Here is a 10,004-nt window from a genome sequence, read left to right on the forward strand (position 1 = left end):
ATCTCCTCATCAAGTAGGTTAGGCTTTGCTGATTTGGCATAGGCTGGACTTAGTTTCTTGCATCTGAGTCACAACGTCGTAGCCATAAGTTAAAATGGTGTTTGCCGATTCGCCTATCACGTAAGGCACTGTGCCTTCAGGATAGTTTTTCGCTAGGCTTTCGCCCTCAAACACACCAGCAAAGTGGTATGGCATAAAACATTCACCCGGAACAACCCGTGGTGTCACCATAGCCTTAACCGTGATCTTGGCGCCTTCTGGGCCATGTACAAAGACATTGTCACCGTCACGCACGCCGCGATCCGCAGCATCCGCAGGGTTCATCTCGATGAACATTTCTTGTTGCAGCTCAGCAAGCCAAGGGTTAGAACGGGATTCTTCACCACCGCCTTCGTATTCCACTAGACGACCAGAGGTCAGTGTCAGAGGGAAGCCTTGGGTAAAGTCCTTATCTTGAATTGACTTATACAAGGTCGGCAGACGCGCAACCATACGGTCTTCGTAGGTTGGGTACTTAGCGACTAAGTCACGACGAGGAGTGTAAAGTGGTTCACGATGTTTCGGGATATCATCTGGGAAAGTACAAACGATACAACGGGCTTTCGCATTACCAAATGGAATACAACCATGCTTGATCGCAACACGTTGGATGCCACCAGAGATATCTGTCTTCCAGTTTTTGCCTTCGGCGCGTTTTTTCTCCGCATCAGTAAGTTCATCCCACCAACCCAATTGCTTGAGCATGTCGGCGGTAAATTCAGGATAACCATCTTGAATTTCACTGCCTTTAGAGAATGAACCTTCGGCGAGAATGTTGACGCCATCGTGCTCAACACCGTAACGGGCACGGAAGTTACCGCCACCGTCTTTTACGTGTTTTGATTGGTCATACAGGATCTGGGTACCAGGATGTTTCATCTCTGGAGTGCCCCAACATGGCCAAGGTAAGCCATAGGTTTCACCCTTAGCTGGGCCGCCGGGAGCTTGTAAGCTGTTGACGTCGAAAGTACCCCAGTTTTCTTGGTGCATCTTTAAACGCTCAGGACTTTGCCCCGTGTAACCTACAGTCCACATACCGGTATTGAATTCGCGGGTCACATCTTCAATTAAAGGCTCGTCGCCATTCACTTGAATGTGCTTACAGAATTCTTTTTCAACGCCCCATTTTTTGGCGAACTTATACATGATCACATGATCTGGTAGAGATTCGAACAGCGGCTCGATGACCTTAGTGCGCCATTGGATTGAGCGGTTGGTCGCTGAAACTGAACCATAGGTTTCGAACTGGGTCGCCGCAGGCAACAGATATACACCGTCTTTACGTTGGTGCATCACCCCTGCCATGGTTGGGAACGGATCGACCACCACCACAGTATCCATCTTGTTCAATGCTTCACGCACTTCGCGACCACGGGTTTCAGTGTTCACCGATTGTCCCCAGAAGAACGCCAGACGGATATTGTCTTTCTGCGCAATTTTGGTTTTATCTTCTAACACCCCATCGTGCCAGCGAGAGCAAGGAATACCAGTTGAGGTTTGTGGTGTTTGACCTAAGTATTCACCTTGGTCGAAACGACTGGCTACCCATTTTGGATCTAAGTCCCATACATTCGACCAGTGAGCCCAAGCGCCAGAGGTTAAACCGTAGTAACCGGGTAAGTTGTCGAATAACAGACCGAAGTCCGTTGCACCTTGTACGTTATCGTGACCACGGAAGATGTTAGTTCCACCACCAGAAACCCCCATGTTGCCAAGGGCTAACTGTAAAATACAGTATGAACGGGTATTGGCATTACCAACGTGATGCTGAGTACCGCCCATACACCAAACGATAGTGCCGGGTTTGGTTTCGGCCATCATCTTGGCAACGCGGTACATTTGCGCCTTAGGCACGCCTGCAACCAACTCAACTTCTTCTGGAGTGTATTTTTTGGCTTCTTCGCGGATACGTTCCATACCGTATACACGTTGTTTTAAGAAGTCTTTATCTTCCCAGCCGTTTTCAAAAATGTGCCATAACAGGCCATAAATGAAGGGGATATCTGTACCTGGGCGGATATGCACGTACTCGTCAGACTTAGCTGCAGTACGGGTGAAACGAGGATCTACTACGATAATTTTGGCGCCGCGTTCTTTAGCCACCAAAATGTGTTGCATTGCGACTGGGTGGGCTTCACTTGGGTTTGAACCCACAAACATGACGCACTTAGAGTTGCGGATATCGTTTAACGAGTTGGTTTGCGCACCGTAGCCCCAAGTGTTAGCAACACCGGCTACCGTGGTAGAGTGACAAATACGGGCTGAGTGGTCGACGTTGTTCGTGCCCCACAGTGCCGCTAATTTGCGATATAAATAAGCTTGTTCGTTAGAAAACTTGGCGCTACCCATAAAGTAAACGGAATCTGGACCCGACTCTTGACGAATCGCTGCCATCTTGTCGCCGACTTCATTAATTGCTTGATCCCAAGAGATCTTTTTCCACTTGCCGCCTTCTAACTTCATTGGGTATTTCAGGCGTTTTTCACCGTGGCCGTGCTCACGCAGTGCCGCACCTTTCGCGCAGTGTCCACCTTGGTTAAAGGGATGGTCAAATGCCGGTTCTTGACCTGTCCACACGCCGTTTTGTACTTCTGCATATACACCACAACCGACGGCGCAGTGAGAACAGATGGTACGTTTAACTTCGGTGGGAACGTTGTGGCCTATGTCTTCTTGGGCTTGAGCTTTACGCATCATGCCTGTACCTAGCATGGACGCCGCAGCGATGCCACCTGTGGCAAGACCTGCCGATTTTAAGAACTGACGACGATTGAGACCCAGTGCTGGCGCTTTAGATTCGACAACCTGGTCTGTTTTGCGGGTTAATCGCATCACACACTCTCCTCTGGTTAGTTGTTCAACGACGCATAATAGTTGCGGATATGGTCGGTTTCGCGGTAGTTCTCACTCTTAGGCTCTGTGGTTGCAGCCGTTTTTGTCGAAGCTAATGCCTGACTGCTCACGGTTACCACTGCGCCTGCCGCACTGCCGAGTGCCAATGCTTTGAGCAATTGACGACGGCCCATGTCGGAAGCTGGCTTCTTCATAGTGTCTCCTTGTGTTGCGGGATGAAGGTGGCACAAACGGCGACCACCTCGGTTATTGTGAAAGCTTAAGCTTTCGTTATTGTTGCGAAGGTGCGTGTGACTTCACCTTCGCTGTTTAAATCCATTTAGCACTGATATCTAGCGCGCACATGTCGCGCTATTATTAAGCTTAGTCTTAGTTCATTAATTCCACTGGTTTTGCTAAATCGCTGGTGGCCGGTTGTAGGTCGGCGCTGCCTGGGCAGTTGACGGGAATATCTAAGCTCAATTGTTCAAAGGCACTGGCTTCCATTTCAAAGAAGGCTTTTGCCAGCTGGGCGACGGTCGCGTAAAACGCAGCGCTGGGCGCTTTAGCTAAGTTGTCGCAGAAGCGGCCAATCCAACTGCCGATATGGCGTTGGTAAAAAGCCAGTTGGCGATAGCTCGGCGCTTCTAAAATCAGGGTTCCCATCACTTCACACAGGGCGGCTACGTGATCTTCGGGTTCTTTAACGTTGTCTTCGCGCTCAAATCCGAGTTGCATTAGGTCTTGGCGCAGTAATGCCAGCGGTTTATCCATTAAAGAGCCGGTCATAAACCAGCTGCCGTAGGGCAAGATCTCGCCAGAACCTACACCGAGGAATAGCGCAAAATACTCGTCTTCGAGCTGTTCATTGTTGAACTGCTGGGCGGCGAGCTGCACGGATAACCAAGCCTTGGTCATCTCGTTGTCTTCATTGGCATCGATTTCAAGATTGGCCAAAAATTGCAGCAGTTCAGGGCTCGGCTGACGGCGCAATAGGGCGGCTAACAGTTGATAGATATCGGCTCTCAACTGATCGTTTTCTGAAACTTGTCTTACTGATTCGGTCATAGCGGATCTCTTATCGCAGTTGCTTTTCAGGATCTTGAAGAATGTCTTCAAACATGTCTTTTACCCGGCAGTCGCCACACATTTTCAAGCGCTCAATATTGGCAGAAAATGCGCTGTGCGCGCCGACCATATCCAGCATCCGATGCACCATAGATTGGGTCGCAAAAGGAGAGCCGCAGCGAATACATTCGAAGGGGGCTTCTTCTTTCAGGGTGTGTTGTTGCTGACGAGCAGCTTTATCAAAATTAATTTGTGGCGTTAGGCTAATCACTTTTTCAGGACAGGCCGCTTCACATAAACCGCATTGCACGCAGTTTTGCTCAATAAAGTGTAGTGCAGGTTTGTCGCCGCCATCTTGCAATGCCACGGCTGGGCAAATTGCCACGCAGGACATACACATAGTGCACTTTTCGACATTCACGCTGACTTTGCCAAAGGGAATGTTGTTGAGGCTAAGGCAAGTATCGATTTCACCCGCTTGGCTATTGAGGTGATCTATCGCTTCAAATAGCGTGTTGCGTTTAGTGGTCGAGGCAAATGCAGCGGGCACGATCACGGGCCAATCTAAGCTGATATCGAGCATCGCATCTAAATCGGCAAGCATGCTTGGGTCGATGAGGCTGATACGTTGCGGCTGACCCATCTCATCTAAAATACTGTTGGCTAACGAAAGTTCGCCTTTAAGCATTTGCGTGAGGGTTGGCGCTGTGGCGTCGGTATTGAGGATCAGCACTTGGCGTGCGCCCCATGCGAGTACCGACAGCCAATGATCTAAGCTGGCAACCGTAATTTCTTCTAAGGCGACGGGGATAATATCACCCGCTAGATCATCGGTAATAAAGTCGGCGCCGACGGCATTATCGTGAAACAAAATCACCGGTGCGGTTTGGGCGTGCTCGCGGAAACGGCTAACGACTTTGTTTAGATATGAATGTAAGGCATGTGGCGTCGGTAAATCGTAACTGATAGCACCCGTTGGGCAAGCGCTGGTACAACTGCCTGCGCCGTGGCAAAGGTATGGGTCGATTTCAATTTTCTTCGCCACGCTACTAATTGCATCGGCTGGGCAAAAGTTAAGGCAACGATTACAACCATTGATGCCATTGCGGTCATGGGCACAAATATCTAGGTTGATTTTGACGTAGCGAGGCTTATCGAATTGGCCGACAAGATCGGGAATTTGCGCGAGGGCATCTTCGAGTTTCTCAGCGTCTTGACCGACATAGAAATAACCGGGTGGCAGCATCTCTAAGTTCAAACAAGCTGTGCTGCTCAAATCGAGCACGATATCGAAATGGGGTTTACGAATCGACACTAAACTGAGTTCGGCCGCGCCATCTTGATGTTCAACACTGACTTGGAATTGGCCTAAAAAGCCTTTTACGCCAATGAGTTTGTTGTAGTAACTTTCGACATCGATTGCCGCCGCCATCACACGCTCAAGGTGCGCTTCATCTTGGCTGGTAATGGCTTCATTGGCTAAAATCACGCGATGGGCCATAGTGGACAATTTGTCCGCGGCAAGGCGAGCCAGATCTTCTGGGCCGATAATGAGGACATTGCCTTCGGTGGTGTAGCTGACGGTTGGCGGGATCAGATTCTGCAACATCTGAGTTTGCGCTAACACCTGTTGCCGCGCTTGTTTTAACGCTTCTTGGGTTTGATTGGTCATCAAATGAGTGCTCACATTGCGTTCCTGAACAGTACTTTGGCTGTTTCTTGTTTTACTGTATCTGGGCAGATTTAGGCGGCTGGTAATAAGTAAGTCATTGCCTTTTCTGCTTTTATCTAAGCTTTTTTATGTCTTAGTACAGCAATTCACATACCAAAGTTACGGACATTAAAATTAGCTAAACTGACGTTAAACAACTCGGGTTTGGGCCTGAGCCGAGGGCTCTGGTGCATTTTGGGGTAGGTCATCAGTCTCCCCATCCAAATTGTCCGCTATCGGCTCTGCTGCCAATTCGGTGTCGACTGCTTGAGTCGTGGTTTCGCTTACATCAAGACTAGCGGATGGATTAGTTTCTGCAGCTTGTTTAGCTAAGGTTAATTCTTCATCCGGCGTTTCGCTGTCTTTGGTGATGTAGCGGAAGACTTTTTGCGCTAATTCTGCTGAAACTTCGGCGCTGAGTTTGGGCTGATTACTGTAATCGAGCGCATATTCTAAAAGCCCATCTATCTCGTTGAAATGCGGTTGTTTCCACAGCGCTCTCAGTGCCGCAGATTTCGCCGCCGGATCGACATTCGCGCCCATAAAACTCGCAAAGCTACCGCCAATTTCAATTTCGTCAGGATTAGGTAAATCCGCGGCCGTGAGCATGCGATTCGGATCGTCATGTTCGGCAGTATTGGACTCTACTGCGGGCTCTGTCGATTGAAGCGGCTCAACTGCCACAGTGGCTTCGGTCGCGATCGGCGCTTGAGTTTCTCGTGCTTGCTCAGCGGCAACTTGTTCGCGCCTTTGGTTCCAGCGACTCAGTAGCCCAGGCGTTTTTTGCGTGGATTCAGCCATTAGTCCCTCCGAAGTGGATCGTGACTCGGGCCTTGATTCTTACGGCCATCGACATGCTTACGGCGATGGGCGGCGATTTCGACTTCGCCATGCTGGGTAATAAAGGCTTCAATCCAGCAAGCTATTGCTTCTGGCATCAGTAGGTTGATAACAGGGGTATTACCCTCAAGACAACCTGCGGCGACGTTTTGATCCGCCGACAGCGCTGCGGGTATCCAAGTGCCATCGGCCGTTTCATCGCACACTAAATACAGCATAGCGTTATCGACATCGAGATTGAGGCGATAGCTGGCTCGTTCGTCTTTGTGCAGTTCGAGTAGCACTAATGTGGCGTCGTCTGGGGCTTGATGGGTGGCGGGAAGTAGATGTTCAATTTCCCATTGTACTGAGGTCCAGCGGCCAACTTGTTTCTCTACTTTTTTGAGTGAAACGTACATGGGCCAAACATTCGTTGTATGTTGCATTGTCTCTCCGTCTCAGCCGTGTTGATGGACGAACCGTCGATTGAACGGATCGGTTTTACCAACAAATTGCAATAAAAGGTCACTGCAATATTGGTGCCAGTAAACATGGGGTATTAGTTTGAAGTAGATCATCAAAAAACCTCTAAAAATTGGACATTTTGTCCAATGCTGGTTTTTGTTTGGGACATAAAAGGGCTAATGAAAAATCAGTATTGCGGCAGATCACGCATTTAACCCCGAGTTTTATGCCTAGGTACAAATATTGCTATGCTCAGGCCATGACTCGTTAAGCGGTAGTATTATGATTTCGGAAAACAGCATGGGCACAGATAAAGAAGTTGCAGTGAACTCCACTCGAAAGTCTCATCAGTGTTCTTTTGTGAGAACCCAAGCAGAAGTGCCCTTAACCATTGCCGTAAAAGCAGTGAATGAGGCGGGGGAAGTGCTGGATAAATTTGTTGCCTGTGAACGGCCACTTACCGTTTATTTAAACTGGCGTCCCATAGTGACGCTAATGACCCTAGGGGCAAAACCTGAGTCTCTGGCGTTAGGTTATCTGAAGAACCAAGGTTTTATTTCGGATGTGAGCCTGCTGGACTCTGTTATCGTCGATTGGGATGTGAGTTCTGCGGCTGTGATTACCCGCGAACAAATCGCCGATCTCGACGAGAAACTCTCCGAAAAAACCGTGACGTCAGGCTGTGGTCAAGGCACGGTTTATGGCAGCTTTATGCAGGATCTCGATAACATCAATTTACCTACACCGAGTTTGAAGCAAAGCACCTTGTATAGCTTATTGAAAAATATCAACGACTATAACGAAACCTATAAGAATGCTGGCGCTGTGCATGGCTGTGGTTTGTGCGAAGACGATAGGATTATGGCCTTCGTTGAAGATGTCGGCCGTCACAACGCCGTTGATACCTTGGCAGGGGATATGTGGCTGACGCAGGATCGTGGTGATAACAAGATTTTTTATACCACAGGCCGCTTAACCTCTGAAATGGTGATTAAAGTCGCCAAGATGGGGATCCCCATTTTACTATCACGCAGCGGCGTGACTCAGATGGGCTTAGCACTGGCGCAGCAGTTAGGCATTACTATTATCGCCCGCGCCAAAGGTCGTCACTTTTTGGTGTATCACGGCAGTGAAAATCTGCAATTTGATGCCAATACCACTCCTTAGTCCCTAATTAGCTAAGATAGTAATGCTAAGACTTACATGCAGTAATAAAGAATAAGACAAGGAAACAAGATGACGTCTGCCAGTGAATTGGTTTACATGAGCGCGAAGCAAGTGGCCGAGTATTTAGATCTTAACGAGAAAAAAGTCTACGCCATGGCCAATGACAGAATTCTCCCTGCCACTAAAATCACCGGTAAATGGCTATTCCCGAAAGTGCTAATCGACCGTTGGGTGATGGATTCGTGCCACAGCGGCATGCTCACCGACCGTTTATTGATCACCGGCAGTGACGATCCACTCTTATCTATGCTGGTGGCGCGCTTGATGGCACAAGTCGGTAGTCGTGAGTTGATAAGCTACAGCGCGACAGGTTCGCGCTTAGGATTAGAGTTACTCGCTAAAGGTTATGCCGATGTGTGTACCTTGCACTGGGGCAGTATGGAGGATCGCAATATCCGCCATCCCGCCTTACTTAAAGGGTATAACAATCACCAACAATGGATCATGGTGCACGGTTACTCTCGTCAACAAGGGTTGATCATGCGTGCCGATATGCACCACAGATGCCAAGAGGAAGATAAAGTCGTGAACTTACCTTGGCGTTGGGTGAGTCGTCAGGGCGGCGCGGGTAGCCAGCAACATTTAGAGCATTGGTTGTTAAAGCAAGGCGCTCGCTTAGATCAGCTTAATGTCGTGCTGACGGCCTATAGTGAACGCGAGCTGGCAGGTTATATCGCCCGTGGTGATGCCGATATAGGTTTTGGTTGCCAATCGGTGGCATTGGAGAGTGGTTTGAGTTTCGTGCCACTGATTAAAGAGTCCTTCGATTTCGTTATGCCGCAAAGCATTTACTTCCGTCGTCAGCTTCAACAACTCTTTACTATGTTGGCGAGCGGCCACTCGAGGCAAATGGCGGCGCTACTGGGTGGCTATGATCTTACCGACTGCGGACAATTACTTTGGAGTGCGAGCTAATCCGCTCGATCAAGCTGAATAGAGTCGAACGATCTCTGCATTAGTTATGACAGTTACTTACGCTGCTACTTATACATAGCTAGTTACCGAATAAGTATTAAAGAGATCTCTCCCTGTCCCTGAGTAAGTCATTTCGGCTTTCTATGGCGATGGGATGAAGGCTGCGACTATGACTATATAGCTATATAGCTAAAGTATCTTTATCGCCGAATGTGTTAACGCGTCATCTATAATTGCTCCCCGTTATATTCCATTAACGGCTCTATATAAGAGTTAGGAGGAGATATTCCGGTTCGAGCAGTCGTTATCCTTATCTAAAATTTATAGAATCTATGCGTAAATCTCTTCGCCTTGATGCAGTACATCCTCAAAATATGAGGTAGAACTGCAGAGAAAATGCTATTTTGTGGATAACTTTGGGGGTAAGTGGTGGGTATCTTGTGGCTAGTTTAGGTAATCAGAATTAACTGCAAATTTCCTTAAAATAGGGGTTGCACAAAATCTCCTGCTCCCTATAATGCGCATCCACTGACACGGCAGACAGCGAAAGCAAGCTGACGAGTTAGGTTGAATTGAGTCGCTTTTAAGCATTTAATTCAAGCACGGCAAGAAGTTGAAAAATACTCCTTGACGCGAAACGGGAAATGCGTAGAATACGCAGCCCTAGCCAACTGGAAGCGTTCGGCGCTCAGTGTGGTGCTCAAGTTCTCTTACGGATATTGAGTTGCTCTTTAACAAGATAAAACAAGAAATCTGTGTGGACACTCACAGGTGTTGAGTTAATCGAAACTGCTTACCTTCGGGTTGGCAGTCAAAAATTTAAATCAATGTAACAATGAGTGTTCATAGCAATATGTACAGTTTGTTTCTTTAGTTAGAAACAAAAAATCAGAATTCATTGAGCCGCTGAAGTCGCAAGACGGAAGCA

8 protein-coding genes are annotated in these 10,004 nt (G+C 48.3%); 2 read left to right on the forward strand and 6 right to left on the reverse strand.

Annotation, left to right across the window (positions count from 1 at the left end; genetic code table 11):
• Positions 1-18 precede the first annotated feature (18 nt).
• The 6 genes from NE536_RS18680 to NE536_RS18705 all read right to left on the reverse strand — a co-directional run bounded on the left by NE536_RS18680 (position 19) and on the right by NE536_RS18705 (position 6,915).
• Entirely contained in the window at positions 19-2,871 is a 2,853-nt protein-coding gene (locus tag NE536_RS18680) for a molybdopterin-dependent oxidoreductase (RefSeq protein ID WP_261273635.1), read from the reverse strand.
• A gap of 17 nt (positions 2,872-2,888) precedes the next feature.
• Positions 2,889-3,086 carry a twin-arginine translocation signal domain-containing protein gene (locus tag NE536_RS18685; RefSeq protein ID WP_006083564.1) on the reverse strand — a complete coding sequence of 66 codons (198 nt, stop codon included), beginning with the start codon at positions 3,084-3,086 and terminating at the stop codon, positions 2,889-2,891.
• Positions 3,087-3,261: 175 nt separating this feature from the next.
• Positions 3,262-3,939 carry a TorD/DmsD family molecular chaperone gene (locus NE536_RS18690; RefSeq protein WP_261273632.1) on the reverse strand — a complete coding sequence of 226 codons (678 nt, stop codon included), beginning with the start codon at positions 3,937-3,939 and terminating at the stop codon, positions 3,262-3,264.
• A 10-nt stretch (positions 3,940-3,949) separates the two neighbouring features.
• Positions 3,950-5,611, reverse strand: coding sequence for a 4Fe-4S binding protein (locus NE536_RS18695; RefSeq protein ID WP_261273636.1), 1,662 nt, complete (start codon positions 5,609-5,611; stop codon positions 3,950-3,952).
• 189 nt (positions 5,612-5,800) lie between these two features.
• Positions 5,801-6,451 (reverse strand): DUF3306 domain-containing protein, encoded by a 651-nt coding sequence (locus tag NE536_RS18700; RefSeq protein ID WP_261273633.1) that lies wholly within the window; start codon positions 6,449-6,451, stop codon positions 5,801-5,803.
• The gene (locus NE536_RS18705; RefSeq protein ID WP_006083560.1) at positions 6,451-6,915 is read right to left on the reverse strand and encodes a DUF3305 domain-containing protein; all 465 of its coding nucleotides are present in this window, start codon (positions 6,913-6,915) and stop codon (positions 6,451-6,453) included. The genes NE536_RS18700 and NE536_RS18705 overlap by 1 nt, the downstream gene beginning before the upstream one ends.
• A gap of 319 nt (positions 6,916-7,234) precedes the next feature.
• Here NE536_RS18705 and NE536_RS18710 point away from each other — a divergent pair, with 319 nt between their 5' ends.
• Complete coding sequence (locus tag NE536_RS18710) at positions 7,235-8,101, forward strand: formate dehydrogenase accessory sulfurtransferase FdhD (RefSeq protein WP_106649093.1); 867 nt, start codon at positions 7,235-7,237, stop codon at positions 8,099-8,101.
• Between the two features lie 69 nt (positions 8,102-8,170).
• Entirely contained in the window at positions 8,171-9,076 is a 906-nt protein-coding gene (locus NE536_RS18715; protein WP_006083558.1) for a helix-turn-helix transcriptional regulator, read from the forward strand.
• Positions 9,077-10,004 lie beyond the last annotated feature (928 nt).

It is taken from the genome of Shewanella septentrionalis (assembly GCF_025370265.1).
Classification (GTDB): Bacteria; Pseudomonadota; Gammaproteobacteria; order Enterobacterales; family Shewanellaceae; genus Shewanella; species Shewanella hafniensis.